Here is a 25,075-nt window from a genome sequence, read left to right as displayed (position 1 = left end):
GTGCACAGAAAATTTTGCATCTACTCGCTCCTCTGAGTCGTGTGCAGCGAGACATCGCAGCCATGCGCGCAGTCGGCTCGCCGCGCCTCTATCCGCAGGACTCGTGACTGATCCAACGCACACGGAATACCGACAAACATGACTCGGGTGTTGGTCGCCGGAGCCATCTCAAACTCGGTAGCCGTGCGGCTGACTGGCCGCTTTGAGCTAAACGGCGACACGTCCAGAACGGACTTCGTTGTCGACTATACGCCCCTTCGCGCATACCCGCGATCGCTTGGCCCGATCGAGTCCGAAACGCGTCGTCGACTGTCTGAGGCGCGCTGCGCGGACGATCCCAGCAAACATCAGAATGTCGCACGGCATGCCTAGTCCAGCTCTTTCGGCGAAATTACCACATCCCCGCAAATATGTCCGGATCCGGCGGCGGCCAACCGAAGGCAGAGGTTCTCATTTCCGTGCGCGCTGGGTACTGTTCGCCTAGTGTTCGTGACCGTGTTCGCGCGACGTGCCGCCGACCGATGCCCAAAGGTTTTCGCGTGCAACGCTTTCCAGCGCCGATGGCAGTGAACGTCGCAGAGCGGTTGCTGGCCGGCCGTGGCGTGGTGGTGGCCGGCGGCAGCCGAGGGGTCGGTCGCGCGGTCGCCGAACTGCTCGGCGCCTTGGGCGCCGGCGTCGTGGTCAATGGGCGCGACGCGGACGCCGCCGCGGAGACCGTCGCCGCGATCGTCGCGCCCGGTGGGCGGGCCACCGCGGTGGTCGGACCCGCGAACTCCGAGCGCGTCGCCACGGCGCTGGTCGACGACTGTGTCCGCACCTACGGCCGGCTGGACGCCCTGATCAACTGCGCGGGAATCGCCGAGCCACCCGGCTCCTCGATCCTGAACATTTCGCCTGAGGATTTCGACCGGCTGATCGGCGCCCACCTCGGCTCGACGTTCCACACGTGCCGGGCGGCGGCCCGGGTGATGGCCGGGCAGGGGCACGGCGCGATCGTCACGACCAGCTCGGTGGCTTTCCTGGGCGACTACGGCGGCACCGGCTATCCCGCGGGCAAGGGAGCGGTGAATGCCATGACCATGGCCATCGCCGCCGAAGTGAAGCCGCACGGCGTACGGGCCAACGTGGTCTGTCCCGGCGCCAGGACACGGCTGTCCACAGGCGCCGAGTACGAACGGCGCATCGAAGACCTGCACCGCCGCGGCTTGCTGGACGAAACGACCCATGCGGGTGTCCTTGGGCGCCCCGCCCGCCTTCGTGGCCCCGCTCTACGCGTACCTGGTGAGCGACCTCGCCCGGGCCGTAACAGGCCAGATCTTTGTTGCCGCAGGGGGATTCGTCGGGTGCTTCGACCGGCCGGCGCCGCGGCTGCTGGGCTACCGCGATCACGATGATGCCGAACCCTGGTCGGTCGATGAACTGCACACGATGATCGGGGCCAGGCGAGCCGCCGACTGAGCGGGCCGACAGCAAATCGATCTCGCCACCGCGTGGCCGGTCGCCGCTGGCCAGGCCCGGCGCTTGAGGGTCGCCGTCATTTCGCCGGCGGCGCACCGGAAAGTCGCACGTTGCGGGTGTGCGTCGCGGTCGTGCGGCATACGCTGTCCTGCGAACCGCAGGAGGGCGTTTTGACGATGCAACCGAACCCGCTCGACCCAGTTGCCAGCGAACGGCTGTCGCACGCAGGCAAGGTGTTCACTTCCGACCTGTCCATCAACGAATTCGCGCTGCTACATGGGGCAGGGTTCGAGCCGATCGAATTGGTGATGGGCGTCTCGGTGTACCACGTCGGGTATCAGTTCACCGGCATTCGGCAACAATCCGAACTGCCCGTGCTCACCGACGCCACCTATCGGGCGCGCTGGAACGCGATGTCGCGGATGCAGGCGGAGGCCGATTCGCTGGGAGCGGACGGCGTGGTCGGCGTCCGGCTCGAATGGCGGCATCAGGGCGAGGGCGAGCACCTGGAGTTCATCGCGGTCGGAACCGCGGTCCGCTACACGGAGAAGCCGGGGATCTACCGGCGCCCCAACGGGCAAGCGTTTACCAGCCACCTGTCCGGGCAGGACCTGACGACCCTCCTGCGATCGGGGTTCGTCCCGGTGGCGTTCGTGATGGGCAACTGCGTGTTTCACGTTGCCGTGCAAGGCTTCCTGCGCACTCTGAGTCAAGTGGGCCGCAACGCCGAGATGCCGCAGTGGACACAGGGGAGCTACCAGGCTCGCGAGCTGGCCATGTCGCGAATGCAAAGCGAGGCCGAGCGCGATGGCGGTACCGGCGTCGTCGGCGTGCATTTCGCCATCTCGAACTACGCGTGGGGCCACCACACCGTCGAGTTCTACGTGGCCGGAACCGCGGTGCGTCGCGGCGGCGAGCCGCAAACCCTGACACCGTCGTTCGTCCTGCCCATGAGCGATTGATGAGCCTCGATCAGCAGCGGGTCGGTCACGCCATCGGGACGACGCTGGCCGGTCCTGGAGGAGTCGGATTGGTGCTGAGGGTCTTCTGCGGGGTTCCCGGGGTGATCCTCATGCCGGCGCGGCGCGGCATCTTCCGGTCGCAGCCCGAGCGGGTGCAGATCGGCGACTGGCGATACGAGGTCACCCCGGACGGCCGCCTGAGCGCGGCCCACGTGGTGAACGGCATCGTTTTGGCCGAGGAGGTGCTGGCCGCCGGCGCGGTCGGGCCGCACATCGGCCGCGCGCTCGGACAGCTGGTGAGCAGTTACGGTCCGACGATCATGCCCAACATCGATGCGGCCCTCGAGGCGCTCGAAGCCGGCGCCGGGCCGCGCTGAGCGCCGGGTTATAGGCGCCCGGCTGCGAAATCGGCCGCCTGGTCCACCATGCCGGCTTCGACGTACTGCCGGTGCGCGAGGGGGTTGGTGGCGTCCGAGCAGATCGGATCGCCGGGTACGCACAACTCGATGGTCTTGCCCGCATAGGGTGGGCCGATCGTCACCGGCGGCTCGTTGATGATGCTCATGAACTGGCTTGACGGTTTTCCGAAGAGGGCGACCGCGGCCACGTGCTTGGAAACCTCGGCCGGCATCGGCTGCAGTGCCTGCACCAGGTGCACCCCGTCCGGCACGGCGCTTTCGGTGACGAAACCGATCACGGCCGCGCCTTGGGAGTAGCCGCCCAGCACCATCCTGGTTCGCGGGCAGGATTCCGCCATGTGTTCGACGTGCGCGCCCGCATCGCTAATGCCGTCCACGGCCCTCGGGAAATCCGTCGTCGCCGGGTAGTCGACGGGATAGACGCTCAGCGACCTGCCGTCGACGCGCGAGCGCAGGGTGTCGACGAAACTTTGGCCGATGCGGCCGACGCCGGGGGGCTCGTTGGTACCCCGCGCGAACACGACCTCGACATCGGGGCAGGGGTCGGCCGTCACCAGGGGAGCAACCGGAAGCGCCCAAAAGGGCGCCAGCGCAGCGCCAATCAGACCGCCGAGGGTATGCGCTTTCACAGCGCGATCCTGTCATAGGCTGGCCAGGCGCGCGCGTTGTGCGGCGGTGGCCCGGGCCGGGCTACCGCGGCGAATCGGCCCCGGGCGAATGGGATCGTCTGTGCGCCCACGAACCGGCGGAGCGCAGCACGCCGCGAAACGCGTAGGCGGCGGTCACGATGGTCAGCAGGATCAGCAGGAGAAACATCGGCAACCAGTTGCCCCTGTTGTGGTCGACGTCCCACCAGATGATGGTGAACAGCACCGCGCAGACCAGGAGTACCAGGTCCCGCCAGTTGCCCTGGTAGGACAACGCCGCCTTCCGCACGGCCCGGCTCCGGTCGGCATTCTCGATGAGGTCGTCGATGCGGGCGTCGATGGTGCGCTGTAGTTCCGCGCGCCGGCCGGCGGCCTCCGGCGGCAGTCGCTCCAGCAAGTCCATGTCCTGTGCGATCAGGCCGCGAAAGTCGGGGCCCCGGAACTGTCCGGCGGCGACGGCCAGCATCGCCCCACCGAAAACGGGCGCGCTATTGAGCGCGATCTGTCCGAGGCCGCTCATGCCCGCTCCTTATGTTGTGGTCAACCGAGCCCGTTGCCGAACCTCACGATGCCTTGGAAGGGCGCCGCCGCGTGCGCGGCGGCTCGGGGGTCTGCAACGCGTCCATCGCGCGCGCCAGTTGGGGATAGGCGAGCGCCGGTCCCAGCCAACGGGTGAGGTAACGTCGCAGATCGGCGCCACTGCGCGCCGGCCGTCCCGGGTCGGCGAGGAAGGAGTGCAGCAGCCGCAAGCCGAACTCATTCAGCTCGTCGAGGCCGGCTTCGTCGAAACCGTAACTCTCCCAATCGATGTCGTAGCGGTGCAGCATCGACCGTCCGAACGCCAGGGCGGTATCGGAGATGATCGAAACCTTCCGGCCGCCCCGGTGGCGCTGGCTCAGCACGACTTCGACCTGGTTGTCCGACGCCAACTGTTCGATGGCGAATGCCAGCCCTTCGGTCATCGCCTCGACGGGGTCGGTGACGCCCTCGAGGTGGGCGGCCATCCGGTCCAGGAATCCGTCGGCCGACCGCATGGCCGACGCCACCAACAGCGCCTGCGTCCCGGGGAAGTACCGGTAAACGGTTTGTCGGGTCACCCCGAGCGCCCGCGCCACGTCGGCGATCCGCATCGCCGAGCCGCGTTCCTCGATGATCCGGTCGGCGGCGTCGAGGATGCGTTCGATCGCCTCCTCGTCGGAGGCGGGCGTGTTTCCTGACCACCCGTGACTGCGCATCTATCGAGCGGCAAACCCGTAGTCGGTGATCCCCACAGCCGGATCATAGCGGCTGGGGGCGGGCGATCGGTGCTGGTTAACACCGGTCGGACAGTTCCGCCCGGATGGATGATCACCGCGGATCGGGGGTGCCGCGCGGCAGGAAGGCCGCCCTTCTTGCCCGACGCCGGTGGCGTCAACTGCGTTGCGGCACTGTCAGTCAGGCGACGGAGGCGCCCAGGATGAGGTTGACGGCCTCGTCGAGTTGTCCCTCGATCTCGTCGAAGCTGACGAACCGGGCAGTCATCAAGGCACCGGAGAAGGTGATCTGCAGCGTGGACTTCACGGCCCGCGGCCAGCCGGGCCCCAGGGCCGCCCCGATCCGCATCGACACCTCCTGCCCGATCTGCTCCCGAATCGGTTGCACCGCGGGATCATCGGCCATCAGGGCGGCACCGCAGGCGGCGGTCAGCTCGGGCTCGTCGGCGACCACCACGGCCATGTCACGCAGCGTCGCGCTGACCCGCGTCTTGGTGGTCTGATTGACGTCGGTGTGCAGCGGCAACTCCCGCAGGAAGCGCAGATACACGGCCGCCACCAGCGCGCTCTTCGACGGAAAGTAGGTGTAGGCGCTGGCCGGCGACACCCCGGCGCGGGTCGCCACCGAGCGCATCGTCAGATTGGCGAATGACGATTCGCGCAGCTCCTCCAGGCCGGCGTCGAGGACCTTGCGGATCGTCTGGCCCGGCCTGCGGTCCGACCGGCGCGCCGCATCTTTAGACACCCGTCCAGTGTAGGAAGGCATTGCGCGGGTGAGGCAGGGCGACCAGCCGGCTGCGGGCGGCGTTCGGCAGACGGCTGTCCAGAACAATCTAGAGTGGCGCCTATGGCCGAGGCGGACCGGCGGCGGTGGGACGAGCGGTACGCGACCAAGGCCGCCCCGCCTGTGGAGGCGGTGGGGCCGCCCGAATTCCTGGCGCCCCACGCAGAGCTCCTTCCTGCTGCGGGACGGGCGCTCGACCTCGCGTGCGGGTCGGGACTGGCGGCGGTGTGGCTGGCGACGCGCGGGCTTGCGGTGCGGGGGGTGGACGTCTCACCGGTGGCGGTCGCCCAGGCCCGCGACCTGGCTCACCGGGCCGGGGTTGGCGACCGGTGCCGGTTCGAGGTCGTCGACCTCGACGGCGGGCTGCCTCCCGGACCGCCCGCGGATGTCATCCTCTGCCACCGATTCCGGGACCGTCGCCTCGACCGCGCGATCGTCGAGCGCCTGGCGCCCGGCGGGCTGTTGGCGATGGCCGTGCTGAGCGAAGTCGGTGGCTCCCCGGGGCCGTTTCGCGCGGCCGCCGGTGAGCTACCCGCGGCGTTCGCCGACCTCGAGCTGGTCGCCGCTGGTGAGGGTGCGGGTAGCGCCTGGCTGCTGGCCCGCGCGGCCAATCCCATTGAGTAGCAACCCTTTTCGTCGCCGGCGCCATGCCGGCCAACGGCATGGCGAGCGAGCGGGGCGAATCGGCGTCCGGGTCGGCCCGCTGAAGGTAATGTCACGCGCATGGAGCGGCGTGTCCTGGAAGCGGTGATCTACGAGCGCGAGCCGCCGGTTGCGCGGATCATCCTGAACCGCGTCGACAAGGCCAACACCAAAGACGCGGTCCTGGTCACCGAAGTCGACGAGTGCCTGCACGAAGCCGACCGTGACAAGGAGATCAAGGTCGTCATCCTCAAAGCGAACGGAAAGGGATTCTGCGGGGGACACGTCGCCCGCTGGGGACCTGACGAAAATCCGTACCCGGACTTCGGTGAGACCTTCGAGGACCTCTACAAGGGCACGGCCGACCTGTTCCTGTGGCCGACCCTGTATCTGTGGGAATTCCCGAAGCCGACCATTTCCGCGATTCACGGCTACTGCATGGGCGGCGGGATCTACCTCGGCCTGCTGACGGACTTCTGCGTCGCATCCGAGGACGCGTACTTCCAGATGCCGCTCGCGCAAAGCCTCGGCGAGCCCGGCGGCCACACCATGATCGAGCCGTGGTTGCTGATGAACTGGCATCGCACCATGGATTGGCTACTGCTGGCCCCGACGCTTTCCGCCCAACAAGCCCTCGATTGGGGCCTGCTCAACAAGGTGGTGCCGCGCGAAGACCTCGAGGACACCGTCGAGGAGATGGCGCGCAAGATCGGTCAAATCCCGTTGACCACGCTGATGGCGGTGAAGAACAACGTGAAGCGCGCGTGGGAATTGATGGGGATGCGGGTCCACCTGCAGGTCAGTCACATCCTGACGAACATGGTCGGTGCGGCCACCGACGTGCAGGCCCGGCGGGCGGAGCTGAAGCAGTCGGGCATGAAGCCGCGCGAGTTCGTCGGCCATGACGAGCCGGAAGCGACGTCCTAGCGGGTGCGGCTTTTCTCGCCCGCGACCCTGCGACCCGCGGCATGGCGGGCGGCGACATAACCGAAAACCATGGTGTAGGCGATGCTTCCGCCGGCGCCCAGATAATTTCGCCCCATCACCGTCGCCGTGATGTTGCCCGTCGCGTACAAGCCGTCGATCACACAGTCGTCCTCGTCGAGCACCTGCGCGTGCTCGTTGGTGATCACTCCGCCACACGTCCCGACATCGGCCGGGACGACCTTGGTGGCGTAGTAGGGCGCCCGCTCGAGCGGGCCGAGCGCGGCGTTGGGGCGATACCCGGGATCGCCCAGGCAGTCGTTGTACGCCGACTGACCGCGCCCGAAGTCCGGGTCGAGGCCCTTGGCCGCAAATCCGTTGAAGCGCTTGACCGTCTGCTCCAGCGCATCCGGGGGGACGCCCATCTGGCGCGCGAGGTCGCCGACGGTCTCGCCCCGGACGACGGCGCCCCGCGTGATGAGTTCTTCGGGCAGGCGGCGTTTCTTGAACGGGTTGGCCCCCGACACATATCGGGTGATGTAGCCCTCGTCGAAGACCATCCAGCACGGCACGGCCTTGTTCGCGTACATCGCTTTGCCGACTTCGACATACGAGTTGGACTCGTTGCAGAACCGTCGGCCCGTTCCGTCCACGTAGATGGCGCCGGGTCGCTGCCGGCCGCTGCCCAGCGCCCTCGCGGCGTCCCCGCCGTCGGCGATGAAAACCGATGGCAGCCACCAGGCCTCGTCCATCAGGTCGGTCTTCGCGCCCAGCCCGATCGCGGACTGCAACGCCTCGCCGGTGTCGCCGGCATTCGCGATCGACCAGTGTCCCTCGTTGGGCTGGTCGCCGCTGTAGCGGCGGCGCATGTCGGCGTTGCGGCTGAAGCCGCCCGCGGCGAGCAGCACGCCCTTGCGGGCCTCGACGTTCAGCACGGCTCCGTTGCGAAAGACGCGCGCGCCAACGACGCGGCCGTCCTGCACGATCAGGTCTGAAAGCGCGGTCTCGGTCCAAATCGGCGGCTCACCCCGCAGGTCGATCAGGGCTTTGAGCATCTGCCCGATGAGGGATGCGCCGTTGGTGAGCATCTCGCGGCCACGGAGCCTGGCCGCCCTGGTGCGCGCGAAGACCCGCATGGCCACTGCGAAGGCTCGTGGCGACCGATTGAAGTACTGCACCGAGCGCAACTCGTTCGTCTTGAGCACGAACCCGCCGTAGCTCTTGGCCATCGAGGGCTGGACCTTGTGGCTCCAGCTCCCCAGCTTCGCCGCATCGAAGGGGACGCATTCGATGGCGCGGCCGGCTTCGTTGCCGCCCTTGTGGTTCGGGTAGTAGTCGCTCCAGCCCGGGCATCGCACGAACCGAACGCCCTTGCGGGTCAGGAAGTTGATCATCTCGTAGCCCGCGGTCAGGAACATCTCGCGCCGCGCCGGCGATGAAGCCGGGCCGATGTCGCCGACGACGTCGTCGAAGTAGGCCAGCCCGTCCTCGTGCGAGTCCGCGATGCAGTCGGCGCGCATCAGTGGGTTGTTGGGCAGCCACACCATGCCACCGGAAAGCCCGGTGGATCCGCCCACCAGGGGTTGCTTCTCGATCACCAGCGGTTCGATGCCGGAGTCCAGCGCCGCCAGCGCCGCGACCATGCCGCCCCCGCCGCTGCCCGCGATGAGCAGATCGACCGAGCGGTCCCAGCGGGCGGTCATCGCGACCCCACGCTGAAACCCAGCTCCGCGACCGGAACGTCGATGGTGGTGTTGGTCTTCTGGATGGCCGGCACCAGCGCGTCGTACGGCAGGCCGGCGAGGAAGCCGTCTATCACGCGTTCGAAGTTGGAGATCAAGCCCTCGATTCGGCTGGACAATCGCATGTACTCGAATCCCTTGGAGTGCAGGCCTTTTTGTTGCCTGGGCAGATTCGAGAAATCCTGTGCCGGTATCGGTGGCCAGCGTGGGTCGTCAGGTGCCATGGGAACGGGCGGCGTCGGCCTGGCCGTGCTCTGCTCCGGCGGGATGCGGGTGAGTGACCAGATCTCGAAGAGCGTCTCCTCGGGACCCAGCGGCCGGATCCGGTAGGACGAGGCGCTGCTGTACTGGGGCAGCAAGAAGTAGTGGGGGAAAGCGAAATTGATCGCTTCGTCGATACCGCGCCGCGCCAGCTCGTTCAGGTCGGGGATGTCGCAGCCACGGGCGCGATGCCAGCGCACGATGGCGTCGTTGAGCGCGCTGCGCCAGACGGCCATCGCCTCGGCCGGGTCGGCCGGCAGTTCCATGTCCTGCATGCCCTCGGCGATGCGGACGTCGTTCTCGTGGGTCATGCCGGCCATGCCCTCACCCAGGGTGCGCATGAAATACAGGTTGGTCTGGGCCAAATTGGGTGGCGTGGCGGTGCCGGGCCGCTTGGGCATGCTGGACGGCAGCAGTTGCGGGTGGGTCTGCGGGACGTGATAGCCCTCCATGAAAGCGGCGGTCGCCAGCTTCCAGTTCACCGGCAGCCGGCACGACTGCCACCACTCGACACGCAGCGACTCGACTTTCCACGCGTCGTAGATCGATGCGAACGGCTCCAAGCAGTCCCGCAACGGGGGTGCGCCGTCGTCGAGGTTGATCCACGCGCATCCGCCCCAGACCTCGCATCGGACGGAGACCAGCCGAAGATCCCCCGGGTCCAGGTTGTCCTCGTCGAACTCCTCGGGCCTCAGCACAAAGGTGTTGTGCCCGTCGATGCCCCAACACCATCCGTGGAACGGGCACACGAAGGTGCGCCGGTTTCCGTTGCCCTCCACCAGCTTTACCCCGCGGTGGCGGCACGCGTTGTGGTAGGCGCGGACGTTCTCCGCGTCCAGGCGGACCACGATGATCGACTCGTCAAGAATCTCGTACTCCACGTAGTCGCCCGGCTTGGGAATCTCTTCGAGGCGGCAGGCCATCTGCCACACGCGCGGCCAGAGCATTTCGGTTTCGAGCGCGTAGAACTCCGGGTTGTAGTAGCGCTGCTTGGGGATGCGATCGACCGCCTGAACCGCCCACGGCACCGGAAGCGGGGTCCAGTTCAGTTGGCTGTCATGGGTGCTCTGGGTGGTGACCATTTTCATCCCCTCATAGGATCCGCGATGCCCGCCCCTGCCAGTAACGCTCACGGATGCGTCTCTTGTACAGCTTTCCGTTCGGATCCCGCGGCAACTCGGAAACGAATTCGATGGTGCGCGGGCATTTATAGCCGGCGACGTGTGCTCGGCAGTATTCGACCAGCTCGGTCTCGAGGTCGGGCCCCGGCGCGACGCCGTCGACTGGCTGCACGACGGCCTTGACCTCCTCGCCGAACTCGTCGTTGGGGACGCCGAAGACGGCCGCGTCGACGAGCTTGGGATGCATGATCAGCAGGTTCTCGATTTCCTGCGGGTAGATGTTCACCCCGCCGGAGACGATCATGAACGTGGACCGATCGGTGAGGTAGAGATATCCGTCCTCGTCGACATAACCCATGTCGCCCAGGGTGCGCCAGCCGCGGTCGTTGGATACCGACGCCGTCTTCGCGGGGTCCTTGAAGTACTCGAAATCGGGCCCGCCCTCGAAGAACAGCTCGCCGGCCCGCCCGGCGGGCAGCTCGACGCCGTCGTCGCCGACGACGTGCACCGGGGACATGGGCCTGCCCACCGACCCGGGATGGGCGAGCCAGTCCTCCGGACCGATCGTCGTCCCCGCGAATCCCTCAGTGCCCCCGTAATATTCGTGGATGATCGGCCCGAACCACTTCATCATGTGGTGCTTGACGTCGAGCGGGCAGGGCGCGGCCGCGTGGATGACGCACTGCAGGCTCGAGACGTCGTAGCGCTCCCGAACCGCCTTGGGCAGCTTGAGCATCCGCACGAACATGGTCGGGACGAACTGGGCGTGCGTGACGCGGTAGGTCTCGATGAGTCCCAGGACGGCCTCGGCATCGAACTTGCGCATCAAGATCGCCGCCGCCCCGACACGGTTGACAGCCATGGTGTAGTTGACTCCCGCGGCGTGGTAGAGCGGCGCGGGGGAGAGGTACACGCTCGACCGGCTCATCCCGTACTTGTGGGCGAGTGCGAGCTCCAGCACCGCCTGCGCCCACGAGCCGTTGCCGTCGGTCGGAAGCGGGCGCCGGACGGCCTTGGGCCGCCCCGTGGTGCCCGACGAGTACAGCATCTCCGACCCGTCCGACACCGGCGGCGCGGTGCCGGCGTTGGCCAGCGCGTCTTCGTACCCCTCCCAGCCGGGCAGCTCGCCCCCCACCGCGAGGTGGACGGTGACGGCGGCGTTGGCTGCCCGGACGTGCGCGGCCAGATCGGGCATGGTGGCGTCGACGACCACCGCTTTGGCATCGGAGTCGTCGACGACGTAGGCGACCTCGTCCGGGGTGAAGTGGGTGTTGACCGCGGTGTAGTACAGGCCGGAAAGTTGGCAGCCCCAGGTGATTTCGAGGAACTCGGGCCGGTTCGGCAGGATCAGGGCCACGCCGTCACCCGGGCGCAGACCCGCACCGTGCAGCGCCGCGGCGACCCGTTGGCTGCGGGCGTACAGCTCGCCGAACGAGATCGCCCGGCCGTCGGCAATCAGTGCCGGCGACGAAGTGGCTGCGATCGCGTGATCGGCGATGTTCACCGACGGCCTACGTCGCTGCGGCGCCGTCGGTTTGGGCGGCCGCCGCGGCCTGCCGCCGGGCGTGCTCGGACGGCAGCACCTTGTCCTTGAAGACCGTCTGGATCAGTTGCTGCACGTCCTTGCTGAGCGCCGACAGCGCGACCAGATCGTTGGAGCTCTGCCAGTGCACCCGCATGCCCATCAACTCCCAGGCCCGCTTCAGGTTGGCCTTGGTGGCCAGCAGCGTCGTCATCGGCGCCTGGGCGATGTGGCGGGCGATGGCGTCGGCCCGCGATTCCAGTTGGTCGCGGGGAACGACCTCGTTGACCAGGCCGACCTCCAGCGCCTTCTTCGCGTCGATGACCTCGGCCAGGTACAGGTAGTAGGCCGCGCGCCGCCAGTTCATGAAAACCCATGGCTCGATCGAACATTCGCCCGAGGGCATGCCGAAGCCCTGCAGCGGCGGGTAGGAGAAGTACGCGTCCTCGGCGGCGATGACGATGTCGGTGGTCAGCCCGTAATGCGTGCCGCCGCCGACGCAATAGCCGTGCACGGCCGCGATGGTCGGCTTGGAGAACTCCCACAGGTTCAGGATCGGCTTGACGAACAGGTCGGTCTGCGGCTTCCACGGTGTTCCCATCACCTGTGCGGCCTCGACCATCGCCGGGTAGTCGACGGAGTTGTTGCCGATGGCGTGCCCGGAGCAAAAACCCTTGCCGTTGGCCTTGAGGATCAGCACCTTGATGTCGTAGTCGCGGTCGGCGTCCAGTAGTGCGGCATCGACCTCCTCGGACAGCTTCTGGTCCTGCGCGTTCGCCTTCTCGGGCCAGTTGAGCGTGATGCGGGCGATGGGCCCCTCTTTTTGATAGATGATCCTGTCGCGAGTCTCGTTGAGATCCATACGTGCTCACCTTTCCTGATTCACGAAGTGATGATGCCGATTTCGGCGCCGATGTCGTAGGTGGTGCCGACCTGACCGGTCCACCGCACGGTGCCCGAGGCTCCGGCCTCGATTTCCTGCTCCACCTTCTCGGTCGCGATCACGTAGATCGGCGTGCCCGCTTCCACGTGCTGTCCGGCGTCGACGAGCAGGCCGGTCAGCTCGGCCTCCGACACGGCCACCGAGACCCGCGGAATCCGAATGACGAACTCAGCCATGGACTTTAGCCTTCTGCAAGGTAAGCAGCGCCGCCTCGACGATCCGTGACGGTGACGGGTATACGTGGGCCTCGAGCGCGGCCGCGGCCGGATTGGGGACGAACCTGGCGGCCACCCGCTCGATCGGCGCCTCCAGTTCGCCGAACAATTCGTGCTGCAGGATTGCCGCGATCTCGGCTCCGGGACCGGCGAATTGAACCGCGTCGTGGATGACGACGGCTCGTCGGGTGCGGCGTACCGAGTCGACGATGGTCTCGACGTCGAGTGGCACCAGGGTGCGCAGATCGACGACCTCGGCGCTCACCCCCTGTTCGTGCAGGGCGGCCGCCGCGCTCAGGGCGTCGTGCAGGCAGCGTCCGTAGCCGATCAGGGTCACGTCGGTGCCCTGCCGCTTGATGTCGGCCTGGCCCAACGGAATTGAGAAACCGGCGTCTTTGGGGACTGGACCTTTCTTGCCCTGCAACCGGATCGTTTCGACGAACAGGCACGGATCGGGGTCGAAGATCGCCGCCGTCAGGAGGCCCTTCCCGTCCCGGGGGGTGGAGGGCACGATCACCTTCATGCCGGGGATGTGCATGAACCACGCCTCCAGGCTCTGCGAATGCGTCGCGCCGGTGGCCAGCCCGGCGTAGACCTGGGTGCGAATGGTGATCGGCGCGGTCGTGCGTCCGGCGGTCATGAAGCGCAACTTGGCCGCGTTGTTGACCAGCTGATCGGCGGCGATGCCGATGAAGTCCATGATCATGATCTCGGCCACCGGCAGCAGGCCGTCGATGGCGGCACCGATCGCCGCGCCCACGATCGCCGCCTCCGAGATCGGGGTGTCCAGGACGCGCTCGTGGCCGTACTTCGTCGACAGCCCCGCGGTCGGGCCGGACGCGCCCGGATCGGCGATGTCCTCACCGAGCAGGAACACCCTGTCGTCGGCCGCGAGGGCCTGGTCCAGCGCGAGGTTGAGCGCCTCCCGCATGGTCAGCTCTTCTTCGTCCATGTTCATACCGGGAACCTGATCGGCGTCCCGTACACGTCCTGGTCGAGCTCGTCGATCGATGGGGAATCCGCGCGCATCACGGTCTCCAGCGCCGCCTCCACGGTGGCCAGCGCCTGGGCGTCGATGCGGTCGAGCTCGTCCTGATCGCAGAGGCCCGCTTCGGCGAGGTAGCTACGGAACCGAGGCACCGGATCGGCTGCGATCGCGGCGGCCAATTGCTCCTCGGGGATGTAGGGCATTCTGTCGCCGAAGTAATGGCCGCGGAACCGGAACGTCACGCACTCGATGAAGGTGGGGCCGTCGCCGGCGCGGGCCCGCCGCAACGCGTCTTGGAGCGCCGAAGTGACCGCCAGCGGGTCGTTTCCGTCGACGCGCACTCCGGGCATGCCGTAGCCCAGCGCCCGGTCGGCGACCTGCGCGAGCTTCATGGTGTCGGCGGTCGGCGTCATCTCGGCGTACAGGTTGTTCTGACAGACGAAGACCACCGGCAGGTCCCACAGCGCGGCCATGTTGGCCGCCTCGTGGAAGGACCCCGTGTTGGTGGCTCCGTCGCCGAAGCTGACCACCGTGACGCGGTCGGAGCCTCTGCGTTTGGCGGCCATCGCCAACCCCACCGCCACCGGCGGTCCAGCCCCGACGATGCCGGTCGAAAGCATGACGCCCTTGTCGGGGTTGGCGATGTGCATGGTGCCGCCCTTGCCGCGGGCGGCGCCGACGGTGCGGCCCATCATCTCGCCGTAGATCTCCTCGAGCGGGACGCCCTTGCCGATGAGGTCGTGCAGGCCGCGGTACGTGGTAACCAATTGGTCGTCGGGGCGCAGCGCGACGCCCATCGCGGCGGCGACGGCCTCCTGGCCGCGCGAGGGCCAGTACACGCACATGAATTCGCCGGTGCCAATGCCTTTGGACAATCGATCGTCGGCAGCCTTCATGAGCACCATCAGCTCGTACAGGCGGCGCTCGACGCCCGGTGTCCCGTCGGTCATGCCATCACGCACCGGACCACGGCTTGACCTTCAAAAAGCCCCCACCGTCGACACGAAGTTGCTGCCCGGTGATGTACCGCGCCGCGTCGGAGGCGAGGAACAACACCGCCTCGCTGACGTCCTCGGGTTCGACGTAGGGGATCGGCATCGCCTGGACGAGCGGGAAAACCGGTTCGGCGTCCTCGCGGGCCGGATCCGACAGGTCCGGCCGGAACGCACGATACATCGGCGGGCTGTGCAGCATGTCGGTGTTGACGTTGGTGGGATGCACCGCATTCATCCGGATGGAGAACCGGGCGAGCGCCAGGGCGAAGTCGTTGACGTAATGCGCGGCAGCAAGTTTGGCGAAGGCGTACCCGGCCCCGCCGGGGCCGCCGTCGATGCCCGTCGTGTTCATCGACGACATGAACGCGGCGTTGGACCCGATCACGATGATCGAGGCGCCGGCGAGCAGGTGCTTGAGGCTCGCGTGCACCAAATTCAGCACGCCGACCAGGTCAACGTCCACGGCGTCGGCGAAGGCCTGCGGCGGCAGGCCCGCGGTCAGCGGGCAGATGCCCGCGTTGGCGACGACGACGTCGAGATGGCCGAATTCGGCAACGCCCTGATCGATCGCCGCGGACAGGGCCGCGCGGTCGCGGACGTCGGCGACGGCGGTGAACGCGCGCTGCCCTTCCTTCTCCACCAGCCGCGCCGTCTCGTCCAGGTCCTCCCGCCGGGCCAGGGGATACTCGTTGGTCTCGATGTCGGCGCACAGGTCCACCGCGATGATGTCCGCGCCTTCCGCGGCCAGCATCCGCGCATGCGAACGGCCCTGCCCCCGCGCGGCGCCACTGATCACGGCCACCTTGCCCGCTACCCTGCCCATCGCCCGTCCTTCGTCCGCGTGGCTATGGCGCGGCCCGCGTTGGGGCGCAACAAGTTTGGCTGGCACAGCAGGGGGCCGAGCGGAGACGCATCAGCCGACCGCCGTGCTGCTCTGGGATGCGGCGCGCGTTCACCGCGGGCTGGCGTCGGAATCGGGCCGACGGTCGGATCCATCGCATCTCTTCCAGAAAAACTGCGCTGACCTGCAGCGGGTCTACCACTACGCCCTAGACTAGCTAGAATATCTAAAATAGCAAGGAATGACGGTCGACCGAGGGAGTTGGCGATGTCCGGCGTGCGCGGGGGTGTGCTCCAGGGGGTACGGGTCATCGAGTTGGCGTCCTGGACCTACGTGCCGTCGGCCGGTGCGGCCCTGTCGGACTGGGGTGCCGACGTGATCAAAGTCGAAGGCGTCGCGTCCGGTGATCCGGGGCGCGCGCTGGTCGTCGGCGGGTTCACCCGGCAGGCGGCCCGGCCGGACGCCGACTTCATCCTCGAGCTGGGCAATCGCGGCAAGCGCAGCATCGCCATCGACATCAAGTCCGAGACCGGCCGCACGCTGTTCGGCCGCCTGTTGGCGAGCGCGGATGTGTTCCTTACCAATTGGCTGCCCGGTGCGCTCGAGCGGGCCCGCCTGACCGTGGACGACATCCGCTCGTTCAACCCGAAGATCATCATCGCGCGCGGAACCGGGCTGGGGGTGCGGGGCCCGGATCGGGATCGCGGCGGGTTCGACGCGGCCACCTACCTAGCCCGCGGCGGCGTCGCTTACACGCTCACGCCGTTCGGCGCCGACACGCCCGCAGTGCAGGGTCCTGGATTCGGCGACCTCCAGGGCGGGGCGACACTCGCGGGGGGCGTCTGCGCCGCGCTGTTCCACCGCGAGCGGACCGGTGAGCCGACGATCGTCGACTCCTCGCTGCTGGCCCAGGCGATGTGGGCGATAGCGCCGTCCATCTCGGCGGCCGATTTCTTCGACATCGACGGGATCCCGGGCGCACCGCCCGGCCTGGCCATCAACCCGCTCGTCAACCGGTACAAGACGCGGGACGGCAGGTGGATTCAGCTGGTGTTCTTGCAACCGGACAAGTTCTGGGTGGGCTTCTGCGAACGGATGGGCCTGGCGGAGCTGGCGACCGACGAGCGATTCGTGCCGTCGAGCAACCTGATAGCCAACGCCGCGGCGGCCACCGAGATCCTGGCCGACGCGTTCGCCCGCCACGACCTGGCCCACTGGCAGAAGGCGCTACAGGACGAGCCCGGTGTGTGGGGCGCCCTGGCAACGCCGCGGGAGACCCTCAACGATCCACAGGTCGAACCGAACGGGTACGTGGTGACAAACGTCGACGACCATGGCGAGAAGTACCGCATCGTCGCGGCGCCAGTTCAGTTCGACGAAACGCCGCCGGCGCCCGCGCGCGCACCCGAACACGGACAGCACACCGAGGAGATCCTGCTGGAGCTCGGCGTCGACTGGGACGACATCGCCACGGGCAAGGACCGCGGAGCGATTCTCTAAGCCTGGCAGCCAGTCGACGAAAGGCGTTACCTGTGGGGACCAAAGTCACCGCCTGCCGGTAACCCGGTGACCTGAGGCGCCCGCAGTCGTACGTTCTGTGCAAAGGAGCACGGACATGACTGCATTCATGCGCGCCAGCGACGCGTTCACCTGGGCAATGGAAAGCGACCCGCGGCTGCGATCTACCGTGGTCAGCGTCGTTCTCCTGGACCGGTCGCCGGACTGGGACGAGGTGCGCAGGCGGTTCGACTTGATCAGCCGCAAACTCCCCATGTTCAGGCAGCGCGTGGTGCAGTCGCCCCCGCCTGCACCGCCGCGCTGGGAGCACTACCGGGGCTTCGACCTGGACTATCACCTGCGGCGAGCGAGCATCCCGGGCCCCGGGACGCTCGACGATGTGCTCGAGATGGCCCGCGTTGCCGAGATGCAGGACTTCGACCGGGCCCGCGCCCTGTGGGAAACGACATTGATCGACGGCCTGGCCGACGGAGGAGCGGCCATGATCTGCAAGTTCCACCACGCGCTCACCGACGGGGTGGGCGGAGTCCAGATCGCGATGCACCTCTTCGACCTCGCGGAGAACCTGTCGCGCGTGGAACCCCTGCCGCCCGAGCCCGAGGTGGTTGAGCGCGGGATGCTGGGCGGCTACCGCGACGCGGCGCGCTACGACACCGGCTTGCTCAGTAGCGCCCTGACGGGGGCGGCCACCCTGCTGCCGCGGTTGATGTACGACGGCGTTCGGCGGCCCGTCGACACCATCCGGTCCGCGGCGACCACCGCCGCTTCGGTCTACCGAACCGTCCGGCCGATAAGCAGCACCGGGTCACCGCTGGCAACGGAACGCGGCCTGATCCGGCGGCTCGGCGTGCATCAGGTGCCGATGCGGTTGCTCCGGGAGGCCGCGCACCGCTGTGGTGGCGCGTTGAACGACGCTTTCGTCGCGGGGGTGGCGGGTGGGCTGCGGCTCTACCACGAGAAGCATGGCGTTGCAGTCCGCGACTTGCACATCACGATGCCGATCAGTCTGCGGACCAAAGACGATGGCATGGGCGGGAACCGGATCACGTTGATGCGCTTCGACGTGCCCGTCGGCGAGGTCAACCCGGCAAAGCGAATCCAAGCGATCCGCCAGCGCACCGCGGCCGTGCGCAACGAAAGATCCTTGCCCTACACGCAATTGATCGCCGGGATGCTCAATCTAGCGCCCCGCTGGTACATCGGCTCGGTACTGCGCCACGTGGATTTCGTGGCCAGCGACGTGCCCGGTGTTCCGGTGCCGGTCTTCCTCGGCGGGGCGGCGGTGCGCGCGCAATACGCATTCGGCCCCACCATCGGCTCGGCGGTCAACGTCACCCTTCTGACGTATGTCGATACGTGCGGGCTCGGCTTGAACGTCGACACCGCCGCAATTGCGGACTACGACCTCTTCCACGATGCGATCGTCGCAGGCTTCGACGAATTACTCGCGTTGGCAACCTAATTCGCGGTGACTGGGTTACACCGGCAAACCGAAACACCCCGGAGTCGTTGGTCAGCAGCCGATCCCGAAACGGTCACGGGCCGATATCAATCCCGGCCGCGCTCTGGCACAACGCGGTCAATCGACAAATCATGGCACAGGGGCGCCTTTGGGGTTTGCGGCCGCGACGACGCGTAGCGCAGGAATTCCTCATCCGCAAGGTCGCGGATTCGTGACGGCGCCGCAGGAGGTATCCACAAGATGACGGCGAACTGGGTCCCTGCCCAGACCTCGTGTGGCCCGAATTCCGGCCGCATTCTCGATACCGCGCGGGGCATACTCATCGGCCTGCGCCGGTGTCCGTCTGAAGCCGCCCTGGACGAGTTGCACAGCGCGGCGCTACGGCACAAGGTGCCGGTTTTCGCGATGGCGTGGGCCCTGGTGCACCTGGCGGGCGACGGCGAGAAGACGCCGAGCTTCACCGACGCGCAGTCCGCGGCCCGGCACGAATGGGGGCGCTTGTTCTCCTCGGCCGCAGTGACCTGTTGAGCGGCGATCGGGACGTTGCGGCGGCCGAGTTTTCGAGGGGTAACCCGGCCGTCGCCAACCGCATCGACGCAAAAGCGCCCGTGGAAGGTGACGCTTCTGGGCTTCGGCTGCGGTGGCCGACCCGCGGGCGGGGGATCCGGCGGTGTCGGCGGAATCGCGCGAGCAATCAACCCGCACCCGAAATCGACTACGGAATCAACCTAATCCGCTGACTCAGCGCGACCAGGCCGGCGATTCCGCCGGGGCCTCACCAAGCCCTCGGGGACGAGTAGGCGCGTGGACGCGGCTGTCGATGTGACGGTTGCGCCTGACGAATTGGGTCCGCCTGCGCCGCTTTTCGTGCGGTGCCCAGATATCCCGCAACCAGCACGAGCGCGCACCCGGCGAGCTGAAGGGAGGACGGGCGCTCAGCGAGCGCGAGCGCGCCGAGCGCGACCGCACCCACCGGGGTCAGCAACAACAGGGCGGAACTGACGGTGCTGGGGAGGCGGCCCGAGCAGAAGGCGACGAGTAGCCAGCCGGCCAATTGGCCGGTGACGGCGACCAACACCAACCAACCGACGGCACGCCAGCCCGGCCAGACCTGCAAGCCATGCCACCACGGGCCGACGGCCACGGCCACGACCGCCGACGTCGCGAGTACGACCGTGTAGGTCTGCATGGGCTGGCCGGCTTGTCCGCCGCGCCGCAACAGAAAGAGAAATCCGGAATAGCACAGCGCCGCCCCCACGGCGTGCACCGTTCCGCGAACGGGGTCGCTCCCCGAAATGCCGCGCTCGAGCATCCCGCCGGCAAGTAGGACGCCGACTAGCAGTACGGGCAGCGTCAGCAGGAATCGGCGCGAGACCCGCTCGCGATCCACCAGCCAACTCAACAGCGGGACGACGGCAACCTGCGCGTTGACCAAAACGGTGGACAACCCCGCCCCCACTTCCGGGATGGCCTGGGTCCACAACAACATGTCGCCGGCGAAAAATGCGCCACAGATGGCGGCCGACAGCAGACCGCCGCGCGAGATGGCGCCGTGGCGACGCCATTCCGGGATCGCGAGGAACAGGACCACCGGCAAGGCCAACAGGCAGCGTGCAGCTGTGGCGGTGGCCGGCGTAGCGGCGGCCACTTTGAGCAGCACCGCGGACGCCGACACGCACAATGCGCCGGTTGCCAATCCGATCTGATCACGCGAGCGCGCGGGAACGATTCTCATGCCCGGGGGTATACCCATCGTCCTAATGGGTAAATCATCGGTTACCCATTAGCATGGTTGGCATGGTGCGGTCGGAAGCGGCGACTCTCGACCTGCGCGGGGGGCATCCCGCGGTCGATTTGGTCAACACGGTGGCGTGGCGGGGTGACGCCCATCGCCGCACGGAATACCTTGTCGGATACTCCGATCTGGTGGCCTGGGCGCAGCACGCCGGGATCTTGTCGCTTGGTGAGGCGCGAGCCCTGACCGAAGGCATGGGCCCGGACGCGGGCGGCGCCGCGCGAACGCTACACCGGACGAGGCAGTTCAGGGAGGCCCTGCACCGGATGTGGACCGGGTGCGGGTCGGCGCGCGACGCCGAGAAAGTCGCCGACGCATACCGATCCGCCCTGCGAGCCAGGCGCCTGGTCGTCGATCAGAACGCGGCCAGCTGGCAGGAGTCCGCGCTGACGACGCAAACGCCGTTGCACCGGCTGGCCGTCGAAGCGGTGACCTTTTTGACCGGCGGCCCGGCGTCGCGCGTCAAACGATGCGGCGACGACGACTGCGGCTGGTTGTTTCTCGACACCAGCCACCGGCAGAACCGCCGCTGGTGCAGCACGGTCGATTGCGGCAACCGGGCGCGGGTCCGCAGGTTCTACGAACGCAGCCGGGATGGCACAGGCCGTTAAGCGGGCGGGAGCTGGCGCGGGCCTTGGGGGGAATTCAACTCGGCCGGCCCGTCCCGCTTGGTCAATTCCCGTTCGTCGCTTCGGTGCGCCTTCCCTAGCGACGACGCGTGATGGCCCGGGCCGCCCAGCCGCGGGTGCGGCGACCGGTCGGCATCGTCGCGGACCGAGTCGATGAAACCTCGTGCGGGCAGGGGGGATTCGCCCGTCCCGGCGGGACGCCCGGAACGTGCGCCGGCCTCCGAGCTTTCGGACTCGACCGTGACTTTGTGGGTGCGTCGCAGCGCGAAGGTGATTTCCTCAACCTCTTCGAAGACCTGACGGGCGGTGCGCAGCGGGGCGGTCGTGGTGTCGAGCACCCGCCCCACGAACGGGGGCACCAGCGGACGAATCCACCGCGCGGCGGCCTTGGTGGCGTCCGGAATCGATCCGATGAGCGACGGGCCGCGTTCCTCGTGCGCCACCACGTCGCGCTCGACGGGCGCGGGCAGGTTCTCGGCGTCGGGGGTCTGCGCGGGCAGGCCGACGATCGCCCGGCTGGCCGCCTCGGCTTCCGCGGCGATGGGCAGAAAGATGTCTTCGTCGGCCGGTTCGATGGGGCGTTGTGACGACGCCCGCACCGGCGGATCGATGGCGTCCGCGATTCGGCGACGCTGCTGCTCGCGGTCAATCTCGGTCTGGGCCTCGATGGCGAGCCGGGCCTGAGTGAGTTGGTGCTCGGCCCACATGATTTCGGCCTCACGGCGGACCTCGGCCCGCTTGATCGCGACCGCGGTGTCGGCCTCGAGCTCCGCGCGTTCGCGCTCCGCGCGTGCCGCGGCACGCCGATCCTGGGTGGTCTCGCCGCGCCACCGCCTCAAGATCAGGGGCAGCAGGTAGAGCAGCACGCAGAACGCGATCGCCAGCAACCGCAGCGTCAGCGCGCCCGCGTCGCTGCGGGTCAGGTCGTTCATCGCGACCCATCGGGCGCCCAAGCCGCGGTCGGCGCCGGCGACCACGTCGCGACGCGCCTCGTCGAGGACGTGCTGCTCCCGGGAGATCTCGGCGTCCAGCTCCGGGGCTTGGCGATCCCGGACCGCGAGCGCGTTGTCCAACTCATGCTGGGCGTCCGCGAGAAGCTCGTTTGCCGTACGTGTTTCGGGCCCGGCACCGGGATCGCCGGTGATGCGGGTCTGCGGGCAGGCGGGGGTGGGACGGTATTCGCAGCGCGCAATGACCAGGGCGCGATCCTGCTGCTGGTGGGCGCCGTCGACGGCACTGTCGAGCGCGGCCCGCGCATCCCTGGTTTGTTGCAGGGACGCCGAGGCCTGCGCGACGGCCGGCGCCGAGCCGGCGTTGCGCAGGGCGCGTTCGTCAAGGCGATGGTCGATCGAACCGCAAAGCAGGACGAGCGCGGCCAGTTCGCCGACGACGGCCCCGAGCGCGGTCGCGACCAGCGCGCGTCCCGCCGTGCCTGCCCAGCCGCGGTGCGCCCCCGACGTGGTGGCGCGGGCAATCGCGGCCACCAACAGACCGAAGACCACCGTCAGCGGCAGCACCAAGGGGAGTGACCACCGGCCCGTCTCGCTGACCGCCACGGTCGCGACCAGCCAGGCCAGCACCGCGCCGAACAACACCACGGCACCGGCCCCGCTCTCGGCGGCGTGCGCGGACCGCTCGCCCGGCTCGCGCCATTGCCCGCCGCCCAGCCAGGTGAGCAGGCCTGCGGGCCGCGACGCCGAGCGCTTCTCGCTAACTTCCTGGGCGCACATCGAAAACACCTCCCAAGCAACAAGCCTCCCAGGCGACCGCCCGCCGGACCGAATCGAAGCCCCCCGGGTGTGGCGTGCTTCACAACGCGACGGCTCGCCGGCCGATCGCCGGGGAGAAGCCCTGGCGGCCGCGGATTTCTGCGACGCGTGCCGATCAACGACGGTTCCGGCGACGGGCGTGAGACGGTATAAGCCTATGGAGACTCACGATTTTGTCACCTACGAAGAGTTTGGCCGCAAATTCTTCGAGGTCGCTGTCACGCCCGAGCGTGTCGCCGCCGCGTTCGCCGACATCGCCGGAAACGAGTTCGCCATGGAGCCCATCCCGCAGGGGCCCGGCGGAATCGCCAAGGTCAGCGCCAACGTCAAGATCCATGAGCCCAAGGTCACCCGCCGCCTGGGTGACAGCATCACGTTCGTCATCCACATCCCGCTGTCGATCGACCTGCTGCTCGACCTGCGGCTCGACAAGCAGCGGTTCGTCGTCTCCGGGGACATCGCATTGCGGGCCACGGCGCGGGCCGCCGAGCCACTGTTGCTGATCGTCGACGTCGCGAAACCCCGGCCCTCCGACATCACCGTCAACGTGTCGTCGAAGTCCTTCCGCGGCGAGGTGCTGCGCATCCTCGCCGGGGTCGACGGCGAGATCCGCCGATTCGTCGCCCAGTACGTCGCCGAGGAGATCGACTCGCCGCAGTCGCAGGCCGCCCAGATCATCGACGTGGCGCAGCAATTGCAGGAGGCCTGGCCGTAGGACCCGGCCCGACGCATAGCCCCGCTCGTCCGCGGGTACTCAGTGCGCGTTGCGCGCCGTTCGCCTGTGCTGCCGTGCCGGCGCCGACCGCGATCATCGTTTGGGGAGGAGCGGGGAAAGTTGGCACGTGTAGATGTCTCGGTGTCGTCGGAGGTGGACCCGGAGGCCGCCTGGAAGCTGGCGTCCGACCTGGGCCGATTCGATGAGTGGATGACGATTTTCGCCGGGTGGCGCGGACCCGTTCCCGACAAGATCGAGGAGGGCACCTGCGTCTCGTCGTGTGTGAAGGTCAAGGGGTTCCGCAATGTCATCCACTGGACGGTCACCCGCTACGACGAGCCCAAAGCGATTGAGCTGCAAGGCCGCGGTCGCGGCGGGATTCGCCTCGGGGTGGCGATGACGGTCACGGACAAGGATCCCGGGACCGACTTTCATCTCACGGCGGACCTGCGGGGCGGATTGCTCAGCGGGCCGATCGGCGGGCTGGTGGCCCGGATCCTCCGCTCAGACGTGGAGAAGTCCGTGCAGAACCTGGCCGCTCTGCAATAAGCCCGCTCCGCAATAGGCGGGGGAGAGGCGCTACCGCGCCGCGTGGCCGATCGGCCACTCCCGTTCCGCTTGGCGGATCCGCCTGCGGTCCATGGCAAGCCAGTCCAGCCCGGCCCCGAACGCGAGCAGGGCGACGATGGCCGCGGCAACGCCCGCGCCGGCATGGCCGAGCGCGAAGGTGGCCACGCACACTACGAAGGCCAGGACCGCCGCCCCGACGATGACGAGCCCGCGCGTGCGTTCGACGTGTACCGATTCACCAAGGCCGGTTCTCGCGTGCTCGGGGCTGTACCTCATGGGCGTCTCCTCTGGTCAATTCCTTTGGGCCGCTTAGTGGTGCTACCCGGAATGCCGTCGGGACAAACGACGGAGGCGGCGCCGGCGAATGCGTGGAGCCGGCGGCCGCGACCGCTGGATGCGCGGCCGGCCGGGCGAGAATGCATGCGCGACCGCTAGTCGGGGTCACGCGGCCGCAACCGCCGCGCGACCCGGGTTTCAATGGCGTTGATGGTCAGCGCCCGGCGGCTGATCCGCCACCGGTCGGTCCGCGCGTATTCGTCGTCGTAGCGCAGATGCCACACGACGTCGACAATCTCGTCGCCGCGCTGGTCCCAGTGGTGTGCGATGCACGCGACGCGCCCGCGGGCGGTGCCCGGCCGGACGGCCTCGTCATAGACCTCGCCGATGATGGCGTGCTCGGTGCGGACCACCGCCGCGACGGAGGCGACCGCCGCGGTGATGGCGTCCCGGCCTCGATGCGGGTGGATCGGCTGCAGAGCCTTGGGTGGTTCGGGCACTTCCAGCACGGCGGTATCGGCGAAAAGCGCTGCGATGGAACCGAATTGGTGCTCGTCCACCAGGGCCGCGTACCGGTGCACCAGGTCGCTCAGGGCGGATCGATCGTCGGCTGACAGGGTCATC

At 68.1% G+C, this 25,075-nt stretch carries 26 protein-coding genes and 1 pseudogene; 11 read left to right on the top strand and 16 right to left on the bottom strand.

Features of this window, described 5'->3' with window-relative positions:
• Positions 1-560 precede the first annotated feature (560 nt).
• The 3 genes and pseudogenes from ACEL92_RS14060 to ACEL92_RS14050 all read left to right on the top strand — a co-directional run bounded on the left by ACEL92_RS14060 (position 561) and on the right by ACEL92_RS14050 (position 2,797).
• A pseudogene (locus ACEL92_RS14060) lies at positions 561-1,458 on the top strand (SDR family NAD(P)-dependent oxidoreductase).
• 176 nt (positions 1,459-1,634) lie between these two features.
• The gene (locus ACEL92_RS14055) at positions 1,635-2,420 is read left to right on the top strand and encodes a heavy metal-binding domain-containing protein (protein WP_374026214.1); all 786 of its coding nucleotides are present in this window, start codon (positions 1,635-1,637) and stop codon (positions 2,418-2,420) included.
• Entirely contained in the window at positions 2,417-2,797 is a 381-nt protein-coding gene (locus ACEL92_RS14050; protein ID WP_374021355.1) for a DUF5073 family protein, read from the top strand. The genes ACEL92_RS14055 and ACEL92_RS14050 overlap by 4 nt, the downstream gene beginning before the upstream one ends.
• Positions 2,798-2,805: 8 nt before the next feature.
• On the opposite strand, the gene ACEL92_RS14045 is transcribed toward ACEL92_RS14050, so the two are convergent.
• The 4 genes from ACEL92_RS14045 to ACEL92_RS14030 form a co-directional block, all read right to left on the bottom strand.
• Positions 2,806-3,468: a cutinase family protein gene (locus ACEL92_RS14045; RefSeq protein ID WP_374021354.1), complete on the bottom strand. Its 663-nt coding sequence runs from the start codon at positions 3,466-3,468 to the stop codon at positions 2,806-2,808.
• A gap of 61 nt (positions 3,469-3,529) precedes the next feature.
• On the bottom strand, positions 3,530-4,006 hold the full coding sequence (locus tag ACEL92_RS14040; RefSeq protein WP_374021353.1) for a hypothetical protein: 477 nt from the start codon (positions 4,004-4,006) through the stop codon (positions 3,530-3,532).
• A 43-nt stretch (positions 4,007-4,049) separates the two neighbouring features.
• Entirely contained in the window at positions 4,050-4,721 is a 672-nt protein-coding gene (locus ACEL92_RS14035) for a TetR/AcrR family transcriptional regulator (protein WP_374021352.1), read from the bottom strand.
• A 199-nt stretch (positions 4,722-4,920) separates the two neighbouring features.
• Positions 4,921-5,505 (bottom strand): TetR/AcrR family transcriptional regulator, encoded by a 585-nt coding sequence (locus ACEL92_RS14030; protein WP_374021351.1) that lies wholly within the window; start codon positions 5,503-5,505, stop codon positions 4,921-4,923.
• Between the two features lie 81 nt (positions 5,506-5,586).
• Here ACEL92_RS14030 and ACEL92_RS14025 point away from each other — a divergent pair, with 81 nt between their 5' ends.
• Together ACEL92_RS14025 and ACEL92_RS14020 are read left to right on the top strand one after the other, a co-directional pair.
• On the top strand, positions 5,587-6,147 hold the full coding sequence (locus tag ACEL92_RS14025) for a class I SAM-dependent methyltransferase (protein WP_374021350.1): 561 nt from the start codon (positions 5,587-5,589) through the stop codon (positions 6,145-6,147).
• Positions 6,148-6,246: 99 nt separating this feature from the next.
• Entirely contained in the window at positions 6,247-7,092 is an 846-nt protein-coding gene (locus ACEL92_RS14020; protein WP_374021349.1) for an enoyl-CoA hydratase/isomerase family protein, read from the top strand.
• On the opposite strand, the gene ACEL92_RS14015 is transcribed toward ACEL92_RS14020, so the two are convergent.
• From ACEL92_RS14015 to ACEL92_RS13980, 8 genes are read right to left on the bottom strand one after another with little or no spacing between them, the layout of a single operon-like run.
• Positions 7,089-8,792: an FAD-binding protein gene (locus ACEL92_RS14015; protein ID WP_374021348.1), complete on the bottom strand. Its 1,704-nt coding sequence runs from the start codon at positions 8,790-8,792 to the stop codon at positions 7,089-7,091. The genes ACEL92_RS14020 and ACEL92_RS14015 overlap by 4 nt on opposite strands.
• On the bottom strand, positions 8,789-10,180 hold the full coding sequence (locus tag ACEL92_RS14010; RefSeq protein ID WP_374021347.1) for an SRPBCC family protein: 1,392 nt from the start codon (positions 10,178-10,180) through the stop codon (positions 8,789-8,791). Before ACEL92_RS14010 ends, ACEL92_RS14015 begins: the two co-directional genes overlap by 4 nt.
• A gap of 4 nt (positions 10,181-10,184) precedes the next feature.
• Entirely contained in the window at positions 10,185-11,717 is a 1,533-nt protein-coding gene (locus ACEL92_RS14005; RefSeq protein ID WP_374021346.1) for an acyl-CoA synthetase, read from the bottom strand.
• A 7-nt stretch (positions 11,718-11,724) separates the two neighbouring features.
• Positions 11,725-12,597, bottom strand: a complete 873-nt coding sequence (locus ACEL92_RS14000) for an enoyl-CoA hydratase/isomerase family protein (protein ID WP_374021345.1) — start codon at positions 12,595-12,597, stop codon at positions 11,725-11,727.
• Between the two features lie 20 nt (positions 12,598-12,617).
• Positions 12,618-12,854, bottom strand: a complete 237-nt coding sequence (locus ACEL92_RS13995; RefSeq protein ID WP_374021344.1) for a lipoyl domain-containing protein — start codon at positions 12,852-12,854, stop codon at positions 12,618-12,620.
• The gene (locus ACEL92_RS13990) at positions 12,847-13,845 is read right to left on the bottom strand and encodes an alpha-ketoacid dehydrogenase subunit beta (protein ID WP_374026213.1); all 999 of its coding nucleotides are present in this window, start codon (positions 13,843-13,845) and stop codon (positions 12,847-12,849) included. The genes ACEL92_RS13995 and ACEL92_RS13990 overlap by 8 nt, the downstream gene beginning before the upstream one ends.
• Positions 13,846-13,847: 2 nt before the next feature.
• Positions 13,848-14,831 carry a thiamine pyrophosphate-dependent dehydrogenase E1 component subunit alpha gene (locus ACEL92_RS13985; RefSeq protein ID WP_374021343.1) on the bottom strand — a complete coding sequence of 328 codons (984 nt, stop codon included), beginning with the start codon at positions 14,829-14,831 and terminating at the stop codon, positions 13,848-13,850.
• A gap of 4 nt (positions 14,832-14,835) precedes the next feature.
• Positions 14,836-15,699, bottom strand: coding sequence for a mycofactocin-coupled SDR family oxidoreductase (locus ACEL92_RS13980; RefSeq protein ID WP_374021342.1), 864 nt, complete (start codon positions 15,697-15,699; stop codon positions 14,836-14,838).
• A gap of 285 nt (positions 15,700-15,984) precedes the next feature.
• Between ACEL92_RS13980 and ACEL92_RS13975 the strand changes: the two genes are divergently transcribed.
• From ACEL92_RS13975 to ACEL92_RS13965, 3 genes are all read left to right on the top strand, one after another.
• A complete protein-coding gene (locus ACEL92_RS13975) occupies positions 15,985-17,217 on the top strand; it encodes a CaiB/BaiF CoA transferase family protein (protein WP_374021341.1) in 1,233 nt (410 codons plus the stop codon).
• A gap of 115 nt (positions 17,218-17,332) precedes the next feature.
• A complete protein-coding gene (locus ACEL92_RS13970) occupies positions 17,333-18,697 on the top strand; it encodes a wax ester/triacylglycerol synthase domain-containing protein (RefSeq protein WP_374021340.1) in 1,365 nt (454 codons plus the stop codon).
• Between the two features lie 240 nt (positions 18,698-18,937).
• Complete coding sequence (locus ACEL92_RS13965; protein WP_067750263.1) at positions 18,938-19,225, top strand: ANTAR domain-containing protein; 288 nt, start codon at positions 18,938-18,940, stop codon at positions 19,223-19,225.
• Between the two features lie 247 nt (positions 19,226-19,472).
• Here the strand turns inward: ACEL92_RS13965 and ACEL92_RS13960 are convergent, their stop codons facing one another.
• Positions 19,473-20,432: a DMT family transporter gene (locus tag ACEL92_RS13960; RefSeq protein ID WP_374021339.1), complete on the bottom strand. Its 960-nt coding sequence runs from the start codon at positions 20,430-20,432 to the stop codon at positions 19,473-19,475.
• Positions 20,433-20,494: 62 nt separating this feature from the next.
• Here ACEL92_RS13960 and ACEL92_RS13955 point away from each other — a divergent pair, with 62 nt between their 5' ends.
• Positions 20,495-21,103, top strand: coding sequence for a CGNR zinc finger domain-containing protein (locus ACEL92_RS13955; protein WP_374021338.1), 609 nt, complete (start codon positions 20,495-20,497; stop codon positions 21,101-21,103).
• Here the strand turns inward: ACEL92_RS13955 and ACEL92_RS13950 are convergent.
• Positions 21,100-22,851 (bottom strand): DUF4407 domain-containing protein, encoded by a 1,752-nt coding sequence (locus tag ACEL92_RS13950; RefSeq protein ID WP_374021337.1) that lies wholly within the window; start codon positions 22,849-22,851, stop codon positions 21,100-21,102. The two genes, ACEL92_RS13955 and ACEL92_RS13950, sit on opposite strands and share 4 nt — an antisense overlap.
• 196 nt (positions 22,852-23,047) lie before the next feature.
• Here ACEL92_RS13950 and ACEL92_RS13945 point away from each other — a divergent pair, with 196 nt between their 5' ends.
• Both ACEL92_RS13945 and ACEL92_RS13940 read left to right on the top strand, forming a co-directional pair.
• Positions 23,048-23,605, top strand: coding sequence for a hypothetical protein (locus ACEL92_RS13945; RefSeq protein ID WP_374021336.1), 558 nt, complete (start codon positions 23,048-23,050; stop codon positions 23,603-23,605).
• A gap of 120 nt (positions 23,606-23,725) precedes the next feature.
• Positions 23,726-24,154 carry an SRPBCC family protein gene (locus tag ACEL92_RS13940; RefSeq protein ID WP_374021335.1) on the top strand — a complete coding sequence of 143 codons (429 nt, stop codon included), beginning with the start codon at positions 23,726-23,728 and terminating at the stop codon, positions 24,152-24,154.
• A gap of 30 nt (positions 24,155-24,184) precedes the next feature.
• Here the strand turns inward: ACEL92_RS13940 and ACEL92_RS13935 are convergent, their stop codons facing one another.
• Positions 24,185-24,451 carry a LapA family protein gene (locus ACEL92_RS13935; RefSeq protein WP_374021334.1) on the bottom strand — a complete coding sequence of 89 codons (267 nt, stop codon included), beginning with the start codon at positions 24,449-24,451 and terminating at the stop codon, positions 24,185-24,187.
• A 155-nt stretch (positions 24,452-24,606) separates the two neighbouring features.
• Positions 24,607-25,074 (bottom strand): nuclear transport factor 2 family protein, encoded by a 468-nt coding sequence (locus ACEL92_RS13930; protein ID WP_374021333.1) that lies wholly within the window; start codon positions 25,072-25,074, stop codon positions 24,607-24,609.
• Position 25,075 lies beyond the last annotated feature (1 nt).

Origin of the sequence: Mycobacterium hainanense (assembly GCF_041890355.1) — a bacterium.
Lineage (GTDB): Bacteria > Actinomycetota > Actinomycetes > Mycobacteriales > Mycobacteriaceae > Mycobacterium > Mycobacterium hainanense.
This window is presented reverse-complemented; position numbering and strand designations above follow the sequence as displayed.

What these genes read in the sequence shown, in the direction of transcription:
- ACEL92_RS14055 (WP_374026214.1), top strand. Translation starts at nt 1,635, where the DNA reads ATGCAACCGAACCCGCTCGACCCAGTTGCCAGCGAACGGCTGTCGCAC.
- ACEL92_RS14040 (WP_374021353.1), bottom strand. Translation starts at nt 4,006, where the DNA reads ATGAGCGGCCTCGGACAGATCGCGCTCAATAGCGCGCCCGTTTTCGGT.
- ACEL92_RS14035 (WP_374021352.1), bottom strand. Translation starts at nt 4,721, where the DNA reads ATGCGCAGTCACGGGTGGTCAGGAAACACGCCCGCCTCCGACGAGGAG.
- ACEL92_RS14030 (WP_374021351.1), bottom strand. Translation starts at nt 5,505, where the DNA reads ATGCCTTCCTACACTGGACGGGTGTCTAAAGATGCGGCGCGCCGGTCG.
- ACEL92_RS14025 (WP_374021350.1), top strand. Translation starts at nt 5,587, where the DNA reads ATGGCCGAGGCGGACCGGCGGCGGTGGGACGAGCGGTACGCGACCAAG.
- ACEL92_RS14020 (WP_374021349.1), top strand. Translation starts at nt 6,247, where the DNA reads ATGGAGCGGCGTGTCCTGGAAGCGGTGATCTACGAGCGCGAGCCGCCG.
- ACEL92_RS14015 (WP_374021348.1), bottom strand. Translation starts at nt 8,792, where the DNA reads ATGACCGCCCGCTGGGACCGCTCGGTCGATCTGCTCATCGCGGGCAGC.
- ACEL92_RS14010 (WP_374021347.1), bottom strand. Translation starts at nt 10,180, where the DNA reads ATGAAAATGGTCACCACCCAGAGCACCCATGACAGCCAACTGAACTGG.
- ACEL92_RS14000 (WP_374021345.1), bottom strand. Translation starts at nt 12,597, where the DNA reads ATGGATCTCAACGAGACTCGCGACAGGATCATCTATCAAAAAGAGGGG.
- ACEL92_RS13995 (WP_374021344.1), bottom strand. Translation starts at nt 12,854, where the DNA reads ATGGCTGAGTTCGTCATTCGGATTCCGCGGGTCTCGGTGGCCGTGTCG.
- ACEL92_RS13990 (WP_374026213.1), bottom strand. Translation starts at nt 13,845, where the DNA reads ATGGACGAAGAAGAGCTGACCATGCGGGAGGCGCTCAACCTCGCGCTG.
- ACEL92_RS13985 (WP_374021343.1), bottom strand. Translation starts at nt 14,831, where the DNA reads ATGACCGACGGGACACCGGGCGTCGAGCGCCGCCTGTACGAGCTGATG.
- ACEL92_RS13980 (WP_374021342.1), bottom strand. Translation starts at nt 15,699, where the DNA reads ATGGGCAGGGTAGCGGGCAAGGTGGCCGTGATCAGTGGCGCCGCGCGG.
- ACEL92_RS13975 (WP_374021341.1), top strand. Translation starts at nt 15,985, where the DNA reads ATGTCCGGCGTGCGCGGGGGTGTGCTCCAGGGGGTACGGGTCATCGAG.
- ACEL92_RS13970 (WP_374021340.1), top strand. Translation starts at nt 17,333, where the DNA reads ATGACTGCATTCATGCGCGCCAGCGACGCGTTCACCTGGGCAATGGAA.
- ACEL92_RS13965 (WP_067750263.1), top strand. Translation starts at nt 18,938, where the DNA reads ATGACGGCGAACTGGGTCCCTGCCCAGACCTCGTGTGGCCCGAATTCC.
- ACEL92_RS13960 (WP_374021339.1), bottom strand. Translation starts at nt 20,432, where the DNA reads ATGAGAATCGTTCCCGCGCGCTCGCGTGATCAGATCGGATTGGCAACC.
- ACEL92_RS13955 (WP_374021338.1), top strand. Translation starts at nt 20,495, where the DNA reads ATGGTGCGGTCGGAAGCGGCGACTCTCGACCTGCGCGGGGGGCATCCC.
- ACEL92_RS13950 (WP_374021337.1), bottom strand. Translation starts at nt 22,851, where the DNA reads ATGTGCGCCCAGGAAGTTAGCGAGAAGCGCTCGGCGTCGCGGCCCGCA.
- ACEL92_RS13945 (WP_374021336.1), top strand. Translation starts at nt 23,048, where the DNA reads ATGGAGACTCACGATTTTGTCACCTACGAAGAGTTTGGCCGCAAATTC.
- ACEL92_RS13935 (WP_374021334.1), bottom strand. Translation starts at nt 24,451, where the DNA reads ATGAGGTACAGCCCCGAGCACGCGAGAACCGGCCTTGGTGAATCGGTA.
- ACEL92_RS13930 (WP_374021333.1), bottom strand. Translation starts at nt 25,074, where the DNA reads ATGACCCTGTCAGCCGACGATCGATCCGCCCTGAGCGACCTGGTGCAC.